This is a genomic window from Nocardia sp. NPDC055002 (assembly GCF_053608825.1).
Genome location: NZ_JBSGWE010000005.1, coordinates 49,728 through 65,722, shown reverse-complemented (window position 1 = coordinate 65,722; position 15,995 = coordinate 49,728). Strand labels below are relative to the sequence as shown.

The 15,995-nt window shown below is 68.8% G+C and carries 16 protein-coding genes; 9 read left to right on the top strand and 7 right to left on the bottom strand.

The window, feature by feature from the left end; genetic code table 11:
- The first annotated feature begins 2 nt into the window (after positions 1-2).
- The 3 genes from ACWF99_RS21430 (at position 3) to ACWF99_RS21420 (ending at position 1,864) form a co-directional block, all read left to right on the top strand.
- Positions 3-266, top strand: coding sequence for a hypothetical protein (locus ACWF99_RS21430; RefSeq protein ID WP_452537211.1), 264 nt, complete (start codon positions 3-5; stop codon positions 264-266).
- 37 nt (positions 267-303) lie between these two features.
- Positions 304-867, top strand: a complete 564-nt coding sequence (locus ACWF99_RS21425) for a methylated-DNA--[protein]-cysteine S-methyltransferase (protein ID WP_452537210.1) — start codon at positions 304-306, stop codon at positions 865-867.
- A gap of 178 nt (positions 868-1,045) precedes the next feature.
- Positions 1,046-1,864, top strand: a complete 819-nt coding sequence (locus ACWF99_RS21420) for an alpha/beta fold hydrolase (protein WP_452537209.1) — start codon at positions 1,046-1,048, stop codon at positions 1,862-1,864.
- Here the strand turns inward: ACWF99_RS21420 and ACWF99_RS21415 are convergent, their stop codons facing one another.
- From ACWF99_RS21415 to ACWF99_RS21405, 3 genes are all read right to left on the bottom strand, one after another.
- On the bottom strand, positions 1,865-2,158 hold the full coding sequence (locus tag ACWF99_RS21415; RefSeq protein WP_378633615.1) for a hypothetical protein: 294 nt from the start codon (positions 2,156-2,158) through the stop codon (positions 1,865-1,867).
- Positions 2,159-2,277: 119 nt separating this feature from the next.
- Positions 2,278-3,156, bottom strand: coding sequence for a hypothetical protein (locus ACWF99_RS21410; protein WP_452537208.1), 879 nt, complete (start codon positions 3,154-3,156; stop codon positions 2,278-2,280).
- A 233-nt stretch (positions 3,157-3,389) separates the two neighbouring features.
- The gene (locus ACWF99_RS21405) at positions 3,390-4,679 is read right to left on the bottom strand and encodes an adenylosuccinate synthase (protein ID WP_452537207.1); all 1,290 of its coding nucleotides are present in this window, start codon (positions 4,677-4,679) and stop codon (positions 3,390-3,392) included.
- Between the two features lie 247 nt (positions 4,680-4,926).
- Between ACWF99_RS21405 and ACWF99_RS21400 the strand changes: the two genes are divergently transcribed.
- From ACWF99_RS21400 to ACWF99_RS21390, 3 genes are read left to right on the top strand one after another with little or no spacing between them, the layout of a single operon-like run.
- The gene (locus ACWF99_RS21400; RefSeq protein ID WP_378633606.1) at positions 4,927-5,556 is read left to right on the top strand and encodes a hypothetical protein; all 630 of its coding nucleotides are present in this window, start codon (positions 4,927-4,929) and stop codon (positions 5,554-5,556) included.
- On the top strand, positions 5,553-6,341 hold the full coding sequence (locus ACWF99_RS21395) for a site-2 protease family protein (RefSeq protein WP_378655872.1): 789 nt from the start codon (positions 5,553-5,555) through the stop codon (positions 6,339-6,341). The genes ACWF99_RS21400 and ACWF99_RS21395 overlap by 4 nt, the downstream gene beginning before the upstream one ends.
- 40 nt (positions 6,342-6,381) lie before the next feature.
- The gene (locus tag ACWF99_RS21390; RefSeq protein WP_378633601.1) at positions 6,382-7,236 is read left to right on the top strand and encodes a glycosyltransferase family 2 protein; all 855 of its coding nucleotides are present in this window, start codon (positions 6,382-6,384) and stop codon (positions 7,234-7,236) included.
- Positions 7,237-7,238: 2 nt separating this feature from the next.
- On the opposite strand, the gene ACWF99_RS21385 is transcribed toward ACWF99_RS21390, so the two are convergent.
- Positions 7,239-8,405 carry an FUSC family protein gene (locus tag ACWF99_RS21385; RefSeq protein ID WP_378633598.1) on the bottom strand — a complete coding sequence of 389 codons (1,167 nt, stop codon included), beginning with the start codon at positions 8,403-8,405 and terminating at the stop codon, positions 7,239-7,241.
- Positions 8,406-8,430: 25 nt separating this feature from the next.
- Complete coding sequence (locus ACWF99_RS21380) at positions 8,431-8,865, bottom strand: DUF3151 domain-containing protein (protein ID WP_378633595.1); 435 nt, start codon at positions 8,863-8,865, stop codon at positions 8,431-8,433.
- A gap of 899 nt (positions 8,866-9,764) precedes the next feature.
- On the opposite strand from ACWF99_RS21380, the gene ACWF99_RS21375 reads away from it, so the two are divergent.
- From ACWF99_RS21375 to ACWF99_RS21365, 3 genes are all read left to right on the top strand, one after another.
- Positions 9,765-10,091, top strand: a complete 327-nt coding sequence (locus ACWF99_RS21375) for a hypothetical protein (protein ID WP_452537206.1) — start codon at positions 9,765-9,767, stop codon at positions 10,089-10,091.
- Positions 10,092-10,510: 419 nt separating this feature from the next.
- On the top strand, positions 10,511-12,424 hold the full coding sequence (locus ACWF99_RS21370) for an Rv0361 family membrane protein (RefSeq protein WP_452537205.1): 1,914 nt from the start codon (positions 10,511-10,513) through the stop codon (positions 12,422-12,424).
- Positions 12,425-12,522: 98 nt separating this feature from the next.
- Positions 12,523-13,581 (top strand): fused (3R)-hydroxyacyl-ACP dehydratase subunits HadA/HadB, encoded by a 1,059-nt coding sequence (locus ACWF99_RS21365; protein WP_378633588.1) that lies wholly within the window; start codon positions 12,523-12,525, stop codon positions 13,579-13,581.
- Between the two features lie 51 nt (positions 13,582-13,632).
- On the opposite strand, the gene ACWF99_RS21360 is transcribed toward ACWF99_RS21365, so the two are convergent.
- Positions 13,633-14,751: a BTAD domain-containing putative transcriptional regulator gene (locus ACWF99_RS21360; RefSeq protein ID WP_101465335.1), complete on the bottom strand. Its 1,119-nt coding sequence runs from the start codon at positions 14,749-14,751 to the stop codon at positions 13,633-13,635.
- Positions 14,752-14,781: 30 nt separating this feature from the next.
- Entirely contained in the window at positions 14,782-15,819 is a 1,038-nt protein-coding gene (gene fbaA / locus ACWF99_RS21355) for a class II fructose-bisphosphate aldolase (RefSeq protein ID WP_378633585.1), read from the bottom strand.
- Between the last annotated feature and the right edge of the window lie 176 nt (positions 15,820-15,995).

Genomic DNA, 15,995 nt, shown 5'->3' with positions numbered 1-15,995 from the left:
GCATGACCACTTTCCTAGCCCTCACCGTTGCCGTTGCCTTCGGGTTGGCGGTCTACCACTTTTCACCCAAGAAAGGCGAACTACCCTTCTGGCCCTTCCAATATCTGCCGCATGACCGGGCCTTCGGCACCTATGACGAGCAGCGCCTCTACCGAGATCTCGATGCGATGCGCTCACACGAGGTAGGCGACGATGCAGTCCAGTCGCCCCAAACTGGCCTTGAAGTCCAGTCGACAGACCCGCAGCGAGGGTCGCTCGCCGCGTGAGTACGTCTTTGTCGGTGGGTCGGCGCACACTGTGATCATGAGTGACTCGACGCAGACCGAGACGGTGGTCTCGGCACTGTTCGACACCGCTATCGGGCTGTGCGCGATCGCCTGGCACGGTGACGCCGTTGTCCGGTTCCAGCTGCCCGAGGCGAGCGAGGAGGAAACCCTCGCCCGGATCACCCGGCCGTTCGCCGGGGCACCGGTGCCGGAGAGCGCACCGGGGCCCGTGATCGTCGAGGCGATCGCGGGAATTCGCGCCCACCTCGACGGGGCGGTCGACGCACTGCGCTGGATCGAGGTGGACCTGCGGGGTGCGCCGGAATTCCATCGCGCGGTGTACGCGGTGACCCGCGAGATCGACCCGGGTCACACGCTCAGCTACGGCGATATCGCCAGTCGGATCGGAGCTCCCGGCTCTGCGCAGGCCGTCGGACAAGCGCTGGGGCGCAACCCGGTGCCGCTCATCATTCCCTGCCATCGGGTGCTCGCGGCCGATCACGCGCTGCACGGATTCTCGGCGCCGGGCGGGATCGGCACCAAGGCGCGGCTGCTGGAGATCGAACGGACGCCGGGCTTCGGCGAACCGATGTTGTTCTGATCGCCCAACTCGTTCGGCGGAGCACCGATGAATTCCCGCGACGCGTCCCGTCTCAACGAACAAGATCGGACTCGCCCGGCTCGTGCCGGCTGCCGGATCCGTGAAACCCGCGCGGACCTGCGGTCGAGGTGATCGCGTACCGTCGAGCGCGGCGGCCCGTTATCGAGAGGAATTCCCCATGCAGACTGTGACGTCGGCCGACGGCACCACGATCGCCTACGACCGGATCGGTGAGGGGACCGCCGGAACCGTCATCCTGATCGGTGGCGCGTTCAGCTACCGCGCGTTCCCCACGATGGTCGAACTCGCGCAGGCGCTGGCCGACGACTACGGGCTCACGGTGCTCAACTACGACCGGCGCGGGCGCGGTGACAGCACCGACTCCCCCGGCGTGTACGACGCCGCCAACGAGATCGCCGATATCGCGGCGCTGGTCGAGGCCGCGGGTGGGAAAGCGGCGCTGTTCGGCTGGTCCTCCGGTGCCGCGCTGGCGCTGCTGGCAGCGCGGTCCGTGCCCGGCGTCACCGAGGTGGTGGCGTTCGAGCCGCCGTTCGTGGTCGACACGAAAGGCCATGTGCCGCCGAAGAATCTGGAAGCCAAGCTGCACCCGATGATCGCGGCCGGCGATCGCGGTAAAACCGTGCGGTACTACATGACCAAGGCGATGGGGGTGCCGTCGCTCATGGTGGCGGTGATGCGAGTGACGCCCTTCTGGAAGACGCTGACGGCGACGTCGAACTCGACCGCGCACGACTGGGCCGTGATGAAGCCGTACATGCAGGGTAAGAAGCTGGACCGCGCCGACTGGCAGGGTGTCGAGGTGCCGGTGCTCGTGCTCGCGGGCGACCGGACCGCGGCGCTGCTCATCAAGGGTTCGAAGGCCGCCGCCGAGGTGCTCCCGAACGCGGAATTCGCCGAACTTTCCGGCGTGGGTCACAACCCCAAGATCTCGATCCTCGCCCCCGCTGTCGGCGAATTCCTCACCCGCACAAAGTAATCAGGGCGGCGGCGGGTGATCGCGGAAGAACTGGCACGGCTCACCGGTGAGGTAGCCGTCCAGACACGCGAAGTAGACCTGGACGCAGCTGTTACTCGTGCAACCGACGGTATAGAGCATCCCGCGAATGCGTTCGTTGCGCTGCTGCGAGGGGGCGAGAGTCTGGGCGGGCGGCGGCGCCGAACTCACCGGGGAGACGCTGGGCGAGGGAGCCGGCGCGTCCTGGGCGGCGCACCCCGGCAGGACCGCCAGCGCGAGCAGAGCCGCCGCGGCTGACCCACGTCGCAGAGCCATCGTCCACCTCCATCCCGAAACCCTTCTCGACGCTACCCCGGCGGGCAGTCGGACGACGAGGTCGCCCGAGCCGATTCCCACCGGATCGCGGGACTGTGGCCGTGCCGTCGGGGGACGGGTCAGAGGGTCGCGCCGTAACCGCTGCCGAGCACGCCGCCCGCGACGGCACCCGCCGCGGCCGCGGGAACGCCGAGCACGGCGGCACCGGTAGCCGCACCCGCCGCGGCGCCGATGGCGGCGCCCGCACCGGTGCTGGCGGCTGCGATCGGCCACGCCAGGGCGAAGCCTGCGGGGATCGCCGCCAGGGCGCTCGCGCCCGCCGTCGGGACCGCCGCCGCGGCACCGAGAATCGCGGCCGCACCCGCGGTGCCCGCGGCGCCCACCGCGAAGCCGACACCGGCACCGATGCCGGCGCCGATGAGGCCGCCGCCGACCGCGCCGACGGCAGCGGCCGGAACACCCGCGATCGCGGCACCGGCCAGCGCGCCGCCGACGGTCGCCGCGGCGATCTTGTCGGACCGGCTCGGGTTGATGCCGACCGAACGGCCCTGGGTGGCGATCGCGGCTTCGGCGTCGGCCGCGGTGCCGTTCACACCATCGAGGACGTCGTTCGGAACCTCGTCCGGGACCGGGCTGGTGAAGTCACCGATGCGCAGTGTCCGCTCGGGCGGGGCGATCGGCGCCACCGGCTCGACCGGCTCCGGAAGGTGGAGTTCCTCGATGACGATCGGCGGGGCCGGGGTGGTGTACTCCGGCACCGGGCGCGACTCCGGACGCTCGGGCGTGAGATGCCCAAGCGAATCCGGACCGTCGAACTTCGCCAGATCCGAGCGACCGCCTTCGTCGGCGGGCGACTCGGTGGTGACACCCGGCTGCACCGGAACATTCACACCCGGCTGCGGCACCGCGATCGCGACACCCGCACAGGCGACCGCCAACGCCATGGGCACCACCCCGATCACCGGCCGAGCGACCCGCCGCACCGTCGAAGAGTTCACATTCACAGACCGACGGATCACGCCGACACCCACTGACACTCGAGGAGAACGGCACGTCCCCGCGTGCCGCCCCGCGACGATAGCGTTAGCCAGCTGGATGCCACAAATCGATAGCGAGTCCACATAATTCGCGCACGTCGCCCTGAACAGGGCGGATATCCGGAACCCCGCCCAAAAGGAAGGTCCGGTGCCGTAACCGGCACCGGACCTCCGACTGGTTTCCCAGTCTCACATCACGCGAGCACGTCGTGCCGGACGATCGTCTGGTCGCGACCCGGACCCACACCGATGCACGAGATCCGCGCACCCGACAGCTCTTCCAGCCGCAGCACGTACGCCTGGGCGTTGGCGGGCAGCTCCTCGAAGGTGCGGGCCTGGGAGATGTCCTCCCACCAACCCGGCAGCTCCTCGTAGATCGGCTTGGCGTGGTGGAACTCGGTCTGCGTGGTCGGCATCTGCTCGACCCGCTTGCCGTCGATCTCGTACGCCACGCAGATCGGCACCGTATCCAGCCCGGACAGCACGTCCAGCTTGGTGAGGAAGTAATCGGTGACCCCGTTGACGCGCGTGGCGTACCGGCTGATCACCGCGTCGAACCAGCCACAACGCCGCGCACGACCTGTGGTGACACCGACCTCGCCGCCGTTCTTGGCCAGGAACTCACCGAAGTTGTCGAACAGCTCGGTCGGGAACGGGCCGGAGCCGACGCGGGTGGTGTAGCACTTGAGAATGCCGAGCACCGTGTCGATCTTGTTCGGTCCGATACCCGAACCCACCGCCGCGCCACCCGCGGTCGGGTTCGACGAGGTGACGAACGGGTAGGTGCCGTGGTCGACGTCGAGCAGCGTGCCCTGCGAGCCTTCGAGCAGCACGGTGTCGCCGCGCTCGAGCGCCAGGTTCAGCTCGAGCCGGGTGTCGGAGATGCGGTGCTTGAACGATTCGGCCTGCTCGAGCACCTCGTCCACCACCTGCTGCGGGTCGAGCGCGCGGCGGTTGTAGATCTTGACCAGCACCTGGTTCTTGAACTCCAGGGCGGCTTCGACCTTCTGGGTGAGGATCTTCTCGTCGAGCACGTCTGCCACCCGGACGCCGACGCGGGCGACCTTGTCCTGGTAGCAGGGACCGATACCGCGACCGGTGGTGCCGATCTTGCGGTTGCCGAGGAAGCGTTCGGTGACCTTATCGATGGCCACGTGATACGGCATGATCAGGTGCGCGTCAGCGGAGAGCAGCAGGCCGGAGGTGTCGACTCCGCGCTCTTCCAGACCGGCCAGTTCGTCGAGCAGCACGCCCGGGTCGACGACGACACCGTTACCGATGACGTTCTTCACACCGGGGGTGAGGATGCCGGACGGAATCAGGTGCAGCGCGAACTTGTCGCCATTGGGGAGAACCACCGTGTGGCCGGCATTGTTGCCGCCCTGGTATCGGACCACCCACTGCAACCGCTCACCGAGCAGGTCTGTAGCTTTGCCCTTACCCTCGTCGCCCCATTGGGCACCGATGAGGACGATTGCCGGCATTTCGGAGTCTCCTACAGATCGACGGCAGCACACGCGGCACTGCAGCTACCTGCCGTACTGAGGCGGTGGCCGGAGACACAGTCTAGCCGACGCCTGATCAGGTCCCGTCGACCTGCCCCGCCGGAGCGGTTCGACCCCGCCCTACCGCACCTGCCCTGATCGGTTACGGTTACCAGTCGGCAGTGAGTTTGCGTGACCGAGGAGGGTGTACCGCAGTTTGAGTACCCACGTTCTCCGATGCGGTGAAATGCCGGTCCCGATCGCGCTCTCGTCGTTACCCAACACCCAGACCGGGCGGGTCCCCGATGTCGCGGTGATCGACGAGCTGCTTCCGGTGCTGGCCGCCGACAGCCTGCCGCGCCTGATCGTGCTCGGCGCCGATGCCTCGCTCGCGGCCGTGCTCACCCATCTGATGCGCACCGAGCGATTGCACGTCGAAGTCGGTTTCGTCCCGGTCGACACCACCTACGCCTCGCGGGTCTATCAGACCGGAACCGGCAACGGCGCCGCGAAGCGAGCGGTGGAGGGCCGGGCGATCGAGACCCCGCTGATCCGCGACGACACCGGCACCGTGCTGGTCGGCCGCGCGAGCATCACCGGCGTGGACGGCGCGAAGCTCGAGGGCGAAGCCTATGTCGACGACACGCTGCTGTTCACCGGCAAGGTCACCACGATGCTGATCTCGCCGACGATGACCATGCCCGGTGTCCGCGCGCGAGTACGCAAAGGCCTGCGCAAGCGCACCTGGGTGTCCGGCCGCGCCGCCCAGCTCGGGACGCCGGGGGCGGTCGTCACCCGCGACGGGATCACCGCCGAACGCACCGTCCCCCGCTCGACCTTCTATCGATTCGAACAACCCTGGCTCTTGGTGCGATGACCTACTCCTTCCCCTCGGATCGGCGGTCCGGGCACAGCGCGGTCCGGCCGAGCCCGGTTTTCCTGCTGATCGTCCTGATCACCGTGGGCGGCGGTGCACTCGCCTGGGACGCCGACATCGATTCGGTGCGCGCCAAGGTCGGCGTATTCGTGCTCGTGGTGTTCGGCTGGATCATCAGCTTGTGCCTGCACGAGTTCTCCCACGCGTACGTGGCGTGGCGGGCAGGCGATCACGAGGTGGAGGTGCGTGGGTATCTCACGCTGAATCCGCTGAAGTACAGCCACCCCGTGCTGTCGATCGGTCTGCCGCTGGTGTTCATCGCGCTCGGTGGGATCGGGTTGCCCGGCGGCGCGGTGTATGTGGACACGACGCGGTTCAAGACGAGTGTGCAGCGCCTGGTGAGCGCGGTCGGCCCCGCGTCGAACGCGCTGTGTGCGGTGGTGCTGCTGATCGTGATCCGGGCTTTCGGTTCGGTCGCCGAGCATCCCGCGTTCTGGTGCGGGCTCAGCTTCCTGGCGTTTCTGCAGATCACAGCGTTTCTGCTGAACATTCTGCCGGTGCCGGGGCTGGACGGCTACGGGATCATCGAGCCGTCGCTGAGTTACCAGACCCGGCGCTCGCTCGATCAGTTCAAGCCCTACGGCATGTTGATCCTGTTCGCTGTCATCTTCTTCACCCCGCTGAGCCAGGTGTTCTTCAACGGTGTTTACGCATTGTTCGAACTGTCGGGGGTACCTGAGGTGTGGGCCGCCTACGGTGGCCAGTTGACCCGATTCTGGCGTTGATAGCCTCGGGTCAGAATCGACCCTGGAACGGAAATTGCGTATGAGCTCCACCGGATCGTCCGCTGTCCTGTCCGTCGTCATTCCGGCGCTCGACGAAGCAGCGGGCATCACCGCATGCCTCGAGCGCCTCGTCGGCCAGGACACGATCGATGAGATCGTCGTCGTCGACAACGGCAGCACCGACAACACCCGCGAGATCGTCGCCGAACTCGCCGCCCGACATCCCAAGATCGAGCTGATCTCCGAGCCGCAGCCCGGCGTCGCGTTCGCTCGCAACACCGGCTTCGACAAGGCTCGCGGCGACTACCTCGGCCGCATCGACGCCGACACCCTCGTCTCCCCCGACTGGGGCGCCACCGTGCGCGCCCACCTCGACTCCTACTCGGACACCATGGCGGTGACCGGCATCAGCACCTATCACGACTCCCCGATCGGCATCTTCCTCGCGGCCGCGATCGGCGGCCAGGAACGGCTGGGGATGATCAAGACCCAGCCCGTCGGCAATGTGCACGGCGCCAATATGGCGATCCGGCGCTCGGCGTGGGACCAGGTGCGTTCCGCCACCACCACCCGTCGCGACCTGCACGAAGACCTCGACCTGGCGCTGTGCCTGTCGAAGGCGAAGCTGCGGATCGACCAGCTGCCGACGCTGCGGGCCGAGATCTCCGCGCGCCGTCGCAAGACCCCGCCGGACGTGTGGTGGAAGTACCAGTTGCGTGGCCTGCAGACCATCGCCAATCAGGGCTACGCCATCGTGCCGTTCCATCGCGCGGTGATCACCGGCGCCTGGATCATGCACACCTCGCAGTGGCCGATCTACCGGGCGTGGGATTTCGATCGCAAGCGTTTCTCGCTGCGACCGGGGCGCCCGCGTGTTTCGCCCGTCGGCGACTGAAGCTACTCCTCCGGCGTCACATACGGATTGGGCACGGTGGGCGGAAGCAGGGCGATCGCCGAGATGCGCTGCATGCCGCACACCACCATCAGATCCACCACGATCGAGCGCAGCTGCGCGAACACCACATGCGCCGACAATCCCGCCCCGACAACGAGTTCGGGGCGGGCAGCCTTGGCGACGCTGCGCAACGACGTGAGGGCTTCGGCCTGATCGGGCTGCTCGCCCGGATCGGCCAGCATCATCTTGCGGACCACATCGGTGGCATGGCCCAGCTGGTCGACCAGGTCGATCAAGCGCGGATCGAGAACCTCGTCGTCGCGGACCAGGGTGAGCGAACGGCGAAGCAGCACACGGGTATTGCGGACCGCGTTGTCGAGCGGGTCGGCCGCGTTGTGGATGCGTTCCAGACGTTTTCGGGAATTCCAGTACAGCGGTGAGATGCGGCTGATCTCCCGGCCGCCCGCGAGCGCGTCGCGCAGGGCGTCGATCTGGGGCTGGGTGTCGCGCACCGCCGACAGCGAGTCGGACACCTTCGTCGAGTTCTGTTCGAGCAGGCCCTCGGCGCAGGTGATCATCGATTTACTCATCACCGACAGCACGTCGGCAGCGTGTTCGCGGGCGCGGCGCACCGGGTGCAGTGGGATCAGCGCGACCATCACCACCCCGACGAGTCCGCCGATCAAGGCGTCGATCATGCGGTTCGGACCCGCGCCGGGCGCCTGGTTCAAGGTCGAGACCAGCACGGCCGAACCCGCCGCCTGGATGGTCATGAGCGCGCCGCTGCCGAGAAAGACCGACACCGACATGGCGCCGCCGACCACCAGCGCCACCTGCCAGACGCCGGTCCCGACCTGGGCGATGAACAGGTCGCCGATGCCGATGCCGACCGCGACGCCCACCACCAGTTCCACCGACCGGCGCACTCGCGCACCGAACGAGATCCCGATGGAGACCACCGCGGCGGTGGGGGCGAAGAACGGTTCGATGTGGCCGACGAGATTGTGGGCGATGAACCACGCCAGCGCGGCGCCGAGCGCGCACTGGATGATCGGGATCGCCGAGAGCCGCAGGCGCTCGATCGACGCCCGGTACCGGCCGACGGTGCTGACCTTGGCGGCAGCGACAACCGGAGTGGCAACGGCGACGAAAGGCTTGTGTTCGCTCACCTACGACTCGGACCCGACCGCTGGCTCAGTCCAGGCCGAGTTCGTTCGCCGCGCGCGGGTCGCAATCTTCGAGCAGGTCCAGGCAGCGCGCGTACTCTTCGGTCTCGCCGATCGTCTTCGCGGCGCTCGCCAGCGCACCGACGCTGCGCAGGAAGCCCTGGTTGGGTTCGTGACTCCACGGGACGGGGCCGAAGCCCTTCCAGCCGTTGCGCCGCAGCAGGTCGAGGCCGCGGTGGTAGCCGGTGCGGGCGAAGGCGTATGCCGCGACGGTGTCGTGGTTCACCTCGCCGCCGGCGCGCTGCAGAGCGGCTTCCGCGAGCTGGGCCCACGCGATCGATGCGGCCGGGAACTGCGCGGCGACATCGACCGGGTCGGTGCCCGCGGCAATGGCGTCTTCGGCGTCGATCAGTTCGGGAAGGAGGACCGGCTGCGGTCCGAGCAGGTCACCGAAGGAGGTCATGGGTTCATTGTGCACCGAGGCTGTGGCAGTCGCCGACCGGCCCGCCGCTGAGCCGTCGGCGGTCTCCCCCACGCAGCGCCCGTCAAGCGTGCCTTCAGCCTCGCTCCGGGCCTGCCTGTCCTTTCGCCGCGGCCGTGCGCGAGAGACTTGGGACCGCTTCGCCGCTGTGCCTATTAGGCTGAGCGCAGAGTGCAACGTTCGAGCCTGAGCGAGGGGTACAGAGGTGTCCGACCCGACCGACGAGAACAACCCGGCAGCAGAGTCTGCCGGTCCCGGCGCGCCCGGCCAGCGTGACGATTCGTCCGCGTCCCCTCCCGGCGCACCGGAGTCGGTCACCGAGCCGGACCGGGCGACGAGCCCGCCGGTGGGTCCTGATGAGACCGTGGTGATCCGGCGAGGAGATCTGCCGGGTCGGCCCGATGACGGTGCGCGCGTGCAGGACACACGTTCCGGTGGGACGCAGCCCACCGCGGGACCGGGCGATCAGCCCGGTGGTGCTCAGCGCCCGGGTGGTCCCGGCGGATCTCGGGTGCAGGGTGGGTCTGCCCAAGATGGACCGCGCGCACCGCAGGGCAACGCCGCCGGTGGACGACCGGGTGGCACTGCGCCCGGCGCGGGACAGGGCCCCGCGCGACAAGGCACCGTGGCCGGCGGACAACAGTCTTCGGGACCGGGTGCACAGCAGTCCTGGGGCCGTCCAGGGTTCACGCCCGGCGGGGCGCGGCCAGCAGCGGGACAGCCCGGCAATGGTGCTGGTGCTCAACAACCTTTAGGTCGTCCGGGCAATGCGCCTGGTGCACAACCGCATGCGGGTCAGGGCGGGCCACGCGCCGCCGGTCCGGCCGGCGGGCCGGGTTCGCCGCAGGGCGGTGGACCACAAGTGGGACACGGACCGAGCGGTGGACCCCAGGCGAGTTTCGGGCCGAGCGGTCGTCCCGGTTCGCAACAGCCAGGTGGACCGCCGGCGGGCCGCGGGCCGAGTGGCCCGGCCTCGCCGCAAGCAGGTCGCGGGCCGAGTGGCCCGGGTTCCCAGCAAGCAGGTGGACGACCCGCGGGCCGCGGGCCGGGTGGCCTGGGTTCGCCGCAAGCGGGGCGCGGGCCCAGTTCTCAGCAAGGTGGTGGACCGAACGCGGGATACGGACCGGGTGGTGGCCCAGGTTCGCAGCAGGCCGGTGGACCCCGTGTCGAGGGTGGAAATGCCGGTTCGCCCGGTGCTCGGCAGGTGAGCGGGCCGGGCAATGTGAGCGGTGGATCGCAGCCCGCCGGACCGGGTGTCGATTCGCGAGTCGGCGCTCCCGGTGGTGGCTCACCTTCCGCCGGACGGCAAGGGAACGTGCCCTCGGGTTCGAATGGCCGACCAGGTGCGCAAGGGCCGGAACAGGATTCGGCTGACGGTGGCTCGCCGCTGGCAGGATTGTCGAAGGGATTGCCCGGCGAGAGCCGGGGCGACCACGCGAATGTTTCGGGCCCAGCGGCTCGGGACGAGCAGGGATCCGACATCGCCGGACCGGACGCGCCGACGACCGCGATGTCGATTCCCGGACGGAATCCGACGGCGGGGCGCGGGGGTTCGGCGGATGACCGCACCGTGAAAATGGGTGGCGCCCAGTCGAAGTCAGCTCAGGCCGATGTGCCGACTGCCGCGATGAACAGGGCCGATCTGGCAGCGGCGTCGGATGCGGAGTTCGGCGACGACTCCGCGCCGGACGACACCACCACACGTGGCGCGGTTGCCGGAGCAGCGGCGGCAGGTGCTGTCGCCGCAGGTGCCGCAGCGGCGACCGCGAGCGGCGGATCCGACGAGGCGTCGGATGCGCGGGGCTCGACGTCGACCGCCGATGACAGCTCCGGCACGCAGGCGCGGGACGGCGACAGCTCCACGGAAGACGCCGCGACCAAAGCTGATTCGAGTGCGTCCGCCACCGCAGAGCAGCAGGACGACCCGACTGCCGCTGCGAAGACGAACACCGAGGCCAAGTCGGTCACGCCCACCGGGTCCACCGCTTCAAGGCCCGCAAAGACCGCGCCCTCGCCTGCCGAGCAAGCGTCGGACGCCGAGGCAGCAGGCTCCGCAGCCGCACAGCCCGCGGCAACAGGGCCCGCAGCCTCCGACGCCGCAGCCACAGGGTCCGCAGCCACAGGGTCCGCAGCCGCCGGGTCCGCAGCCGCCGGGTCCGCAGCCGCCGGGTCCGCAGCCGCCGGGTCCGCAGCCGCCGGGTCCGCAGCCGCCGGGTCCGCGGCCACAGGGTCCGCGGCCACAGGGTCCGGTGCTGCGGGACAGGGTGACTCGCGGGGCGACAAGCCGGTTGATGTCGACGCGACCGAGAAGTTCCAGACCAGTGGGCCCAAGGACGCAGGCTCCGGATCCGAGGATCGGACCGTGGCGATGCGGACGGTGAGTTCGGCGGATGCGCCGACCACCGCGATGCCGGTGCAGCGGGCGAAGACCGCCGGGCCGGGCGCGACCGACCGGGTGGTGCCACCCGCCGGTGGGCGGCCCGCGATGACGCCGCCGCCGAATACGCCGCGCGGTCCCGCCGGTCCCCGACAGGCCGGTCAGTCCGGGCTCGGCGGTCCTGCCGGTCCCGGACAGCACCCCGCGGGTCCGGGACAGCAGGGACCGGCGGGTCCCGGCCAATACGGACAGGGACCTCAGGGACCCGTACGCGGTCAGCAAGGCCCAGCTCAGCAAGGGCCTGCCGGCTCGCGGCCCGGCGGCCCCGGGCCTGTCGGTCCAGGCCAACAGGGCAGAGGCCAGCACGGGCCCGCCGGTCAGCAAGGATCGGGTCAGCAGGGCCCTGCGGCGCCCGGCGAGCAAGGACCCGCCGGTCCCAAGCAGTTCGGGCCCGCTGCGGCCGGTCTGTCGGGACTCGCGGCCGCGGGCAACCAGTCCCCTGGTGGCGCCGCCCCGACCGATTCCGACCAGCAGGGAATCGAGGAGACTCAGCCGTCGCCGCCGCGCGGGCCGGGTGTGCCACAGCGGACAGGGGGATCGGCGCCTTCGCCCGCGGATATCCAGCCGACTCGACCGGCCCAGCAGTTGGCCGAGGGTCAGCGGCAGGTGGCGCCGCCGCAGCGGGTCGGGGTCGAGCAGGGCGAGAAGGCCGGTGCGCCCGGCGCCGAGCGGTCGAAGAAGTGGCTGCTGGCTGCCGGTGGCGCCGCGGTGCTGGTCGTCGCCTTGATCGCGACGGTAGTGGCACTCATGAGCGGTGCGGACGATTCGCCCGAAGGACAGGTGAAGGCGGTGATCGGGGACTACACCGACGCGCTGCGCAGCGGTGACCTGGAGGACCTGCGGGCGAGCACATGTGGCGAGCTGCACACGTTCTATCAGGGCATCACTCCCGAGCAGTTCAAGGGCGTGCACGAGGTCTCGACCGAGCGCGGTTCCATTCCGGTCGTGGACAGCGTGGACGCGGTCCGGATCACCGGTGACACCGCCCTGGCCCAGGCCACGGTGTACACCACGGCGGATCCGACGAAGCGGACCGCGCGCACGTTCGACCTGCAGCGCACCGACGGTAGCTGGAAGGTGTGCGACCCCGCGGGCACTCCCTGATCGTGCGTCGACCCGTCGTAGTGGGCACTTCTGCCTGCTATGACGGGTCACACATAACTGGTGATCCAGATGGGTGAACAAGTAAAGTTTTCCGGATCATGAGCAGGGAACAGACAGTGGAGCAGCCGGACATCGATGCTGTGGTCCCGGATGCGACGCTGGTCGGTCAGCGCTTCGCGTTCCGCGATCACTACGAAGTCGGCCGCGAGAAGATCCGGGAATTCGCTCGCGCGGTGCAGAATCTGCACCCCGCCCATCAGCAGGAAGTCGACGCGCGCAAGCTCGGCTACGACGGGGTGATCGCCCCGCCGACCTTCGCGTCGGTGATCGGCATGACCGCCACCCGCGCCCTGCTCGACAGCGTGCTCACCGAGTACGACCTGTCGCAGGTGCTGCAGACCGACCAGGTCTTCGAGCTGTTCCACCCGATGCTGGCGGGCGACCGGATCAGCACCGAGATCGAGATCGAGTCGATCCGCCAGTTCGGCGACAACGACTTCATCAACGTCGGCTTCAAGCTGCGCAACCAGCACGACCAGGTCGCCGTGCAGGGCACCACCACGATCGTGGCCCGCCGCGGCATCGAGGTCGACCCTAATATCGTCGAGGCCGTCGAGAACATCAGCATGCACCCGCGCCCCGACACCATCGGCGGTGTCGGCGCGGGCGATCTCCTGATCCGCCACACCGGCATTGCCCCCGCGCTCCCCCCGCGCGAAACCGTCGCGGTCAACACCACCCCCGAATTCGACTCTCTGACAAAGGGAACCGAACTTCCCCCCGCCACCGCCCGCCTGACCCGCGGCGACCTGGCCAACTACGCGGGCGTCTCCGGCGACCCCAACCCGATCCACTTCAGCGACCGCGCCGCCGAACTGGCCGGACTCCCCACCGTGGTCGCGCACGGCCTGCTCACCATGGGCCTGGCCGCGCAGTACCTGACCGACTGGCTGGGCGACCCGACCGCCATCGAGAAGCTGAGCGTGCGCTTCTCGGGATTCGTTCCGGTTCCCCCGGCCGAGGCGGGCGTCATCGAATTCTCCGGAAAGATCAAGTCGATCGATCCCGATCGCCGCGCGGCAACCGTGCTGCTGAGCGGAGTCTCCGAGGGCCGCAAGCTCTTCGGCCGAGCCGCAGCCGAAATCCGCCTGACGTAGTACCTGCCACCCCAGGTCGGCCACGACCGCACTACCGTGGCGGACCTGGGACTACTTCACCGCGATGAACACCAGAACAGTTCCGCCGATACGGATTACGTCCCCATCGGCCAGCAGTGCCCCGTTGTCGATCGGCACCTCGTTGACATAAACCCCGTTGGCCGAGTGCAGATCCTTGATCAGCAGCCCGGCACGGCTGGGCATGATGTGCGCGTGATACCGGCTCGCCTTCGGATCATCGAGAACGAGTTCGTTGTCCGTCATCCGGCCGATCCTGATCCCCCCATGGGGAATCGGCAGCGTGCGCCCATCGGCGAACCGCAGATTGCCGTTGCGAATCGACTGCGGCACTTCGGTGACCGTCTCGGTCATCGCCGCGGCCACCTGATCAGATCGCCTGGACGCCAGCACATTCAACGGCTCCTGGCGCAGCACCTGCCGCTCCAGCTCGATCAGCGCGGCCCCCGGGTCGATTCCCAGCTCCTCGGCCAGCACGCTGCGCACCCGGCGGCACGCCTCCAGCGCGTCCGCCTGCCGCCCGGACAGATACAGCGCGGTGATCAACTGCCCCCACAGCGGCTCACGCAGCGGATGCTCGTTGGTCATCGACACCAACTCGCCGATCACCGAAGACGCCCGGCCACAGGCGATTTCCGCGTCGACGCGCGCGGAGACGGCGAGTAGCCGCTCCTCGTTCATCGCGGTGGCGAACCCGTCGGCGAATTGCAATCCGGCCAGGTCGGCCAGCGCCCGCCCGGTCCATTCCCGCAGTGCCGCACCGAAAAGGTTGGCGGCACCCGGGTGGTCACCGACATCCAAACACCGCGAACCCGCTTCGCGCGCGCTCTCGAAACGTCCGAGATCGCACGCGGTATCGGGGATTTCGAGCCGATAGCCCGCGCCCTCGGTCCGCAGCACCTGCGCGGAGTCGATCCCCGCGTTGCGCAGCGCTTTACGGATGTTCGACACGAACACCTGCAGGCTGGCCGCGTATGAATCCGGCGGATCCTCGTTCCAGACCATCTCGGCGAGCACAGCAGAAGACACCGCGCGCCGCCGATTGACGGTGAGCGCGGCAAGGAGAGCGCGCGGCTTGGGCCCGCCGACCGCTACCGGCTCGCCGCCGACGAGCAGTCGAACGGGCCCGAGCACACGGACATCAAGACTCATGAGCTCGGGCCCCGTTGGTTGGTACGAAAATCAGAAACTGCTCACGGAGCGTCCGGCCGACTTCAGGTCGTTGCAGGCCTCGGTCACGCGCGCGGCCATCGAGGTCTCGGCCTTCTTCAGGTAGCTGCGCGGGTCGTAGACCTTCTTGTTGCCGACCTCACCGTCGATCTTCAGCACACCGTCGTAGTTGGCGAGCATGTGACCGGCGACCGGGCGGGTGAAGGCGTACTGGGTGTCGGTGTCGACGTTCATCTTCACCACGCCGTAGCGCAGCGAGTCCTCGATCTCGGACTTCAGCGAGCCCGAACCACCGTGGAACACGAAGTCGAACGGCTGCGCACCGGACTCGAGGCCCAGCTTCTCGGCCGCGACGCGCTGGCCCTCGGCCAGCACCTCGGGCTTGAGCACCACGTTGCCCGGCTTGTACACACCGTGCACGTTGCCGAAGGTGGCGGCCAGCAGGTACTGCCCGTTCTCGCCCGCGCCGAGCGCGGCGATGGTCTTCTCGAAGTCCTCGGGCGAGGTGTAGAGCTTGTCGTTGATCTCGGCCTCGACGCCGTCTTCCTCGCCGCCGACCACACCGATCTCGACCTCGAGGATGATGTTGGCCGACTTGCAGGCCTTCAGCAGCTCCTGGGCGATCTCGAGGTTCTCGTCGATCGGGATGGCCGATCCGTCCCACATGTGCGACTGGAACAGCGGGTTCAGACCGGCGTTCACGCGGTCCTGCGAGATCGCGATCAGCGGACGCACGTAGGTGTCCAGCTTGTCCTTGGGGCAGTGGTCGGTGTGCAGCGCGATCGTCACGTCGTACTTCGCGGCGACGATGTGCGCGAACTCGGCCAGTGCCACCGCGCCGGTGACCATGTCCTTCACGCCGAGACCGGAGCCGAACTCGGCACCACCGGTGGAGAACTGGATGATGCCGTCACTGCCCGCGTCGGCGAAGCCCTTGATGGCGGCGTTGATCGTCTCCGACGACGTGCAGTTGATAGCCGGGAACGCGAACGAGTGCGCCTTGGCCCGGCCGAGCATCTCGGCGTAGACCTCCGGGGTCGCGATAGGCACAGCAGTGACCTCCGTCTTGTGGGGAGCAAAAACCAATTCTGTCAGGCCACACCCTAAATTAGGAAGGCGAACGCGAGATCACCCGGTGGGGCGAGGTTCACCCGCAGGGCACTCATGTCACAGATCGGACCGGTACTGTGGGGGCCGTGACTTTGCTGGCGGTATCCGATGCGGTG

What these genes read in the sequence shown, in the direction of transcription:
- ACWF99_RS21430 (WP_452537211.1), top strand. Translation starts at nt 3, where the DNA reads ATGACCACTTTCCTAGCCCTCACCGTTGCCGTTGCCTTCGGGTTGGCG.
- ACWF99_RS21425 (WP_452537210.1), top strand. Translation starts at nt 304, where the DNA reads ATGAGTGACTCGACGCAGACCGAGACGGTGGTCTCGGCACTGTTCGAC.
- ACWF99_RS21380 (WP_378633595.1), bottom strand. Translation starts at nt 8,865, where the DNA reads ATGACCTCCTTCGGTGACCTGCTCGGACCGCAGCCGGTCCTCCTTCCC.
- ACWF99_RS21400 (WP_378633606.1), top strand. Translation starts at nt 4,927, where the DNA reads ATGCCGGTCCCGATCGCGCTCTCGTCGTTACCCAACACCCAGACCGGG.
- ACWF99_RS21360 (WP_101465335.1), bottom strand. Translation starts at nt 14,751, where the DNA reads ATGAGTCTTGATGTCCGTGTGCTCGGGCCCGTTCGACTGCTCGTCGGC.
- ACWF99_RS21365 (WP_378633588.1), top strand. Translation starts at nt 12,523, where the DNA reads ATGAGCAGGGAACAGACAGTGGAGCAGCCGGACATCGATGCTGTGGTC.
- ACWF99_RS21415 (WP_378633615.1), bottom strand. Translation starts at nt 2,158, where the DNA reads ATGGCTCTGCGACGTGGGTCAGCCGCGGCGGCTCTGCTCGCGCTGGCG.
- ACWF99_RS21405 (WP_452537207.1), bottom strand. Translation starts at nt 4,679, where the DNA reads ATGCCGGCAATCGTCCTCATCGGTGCCCAATGGGGCGACGAGGGTAAG.
- ACWF99_RS21390 (WP_378633601.1), top strand. Translation starts at nt 6,382, where the DNA reads ATGAGCTCCACCGGATCGTCCGCTGTCCTGTCCGTCGTCATTCCGGCG.
- ACWF99_RS21370 (WP_452537205.1), top strand. Translation starts at nt 10,511, where the DNA reads ATGAACAGGGCCGATCTGGCAGCGGCGTCGGATGCGGAGTTCGGCGAC.
- ACWF99_RS21395 (WP_378655872.1), top strand. Translation starts at nt 5,553, where the DNA reads ATGACCTACTCCTTCCCCTCGGATCGGCGGTCCGGGCACAGCGCGGTC.
- ACWF99_RS21420 (WP_452537209.1), top strand. Translation starts at nt 1,046, where the DNA reads ATGCAGACTGTGACGTCGGCCGACGGCACCACGATCGCCTACGACCGG.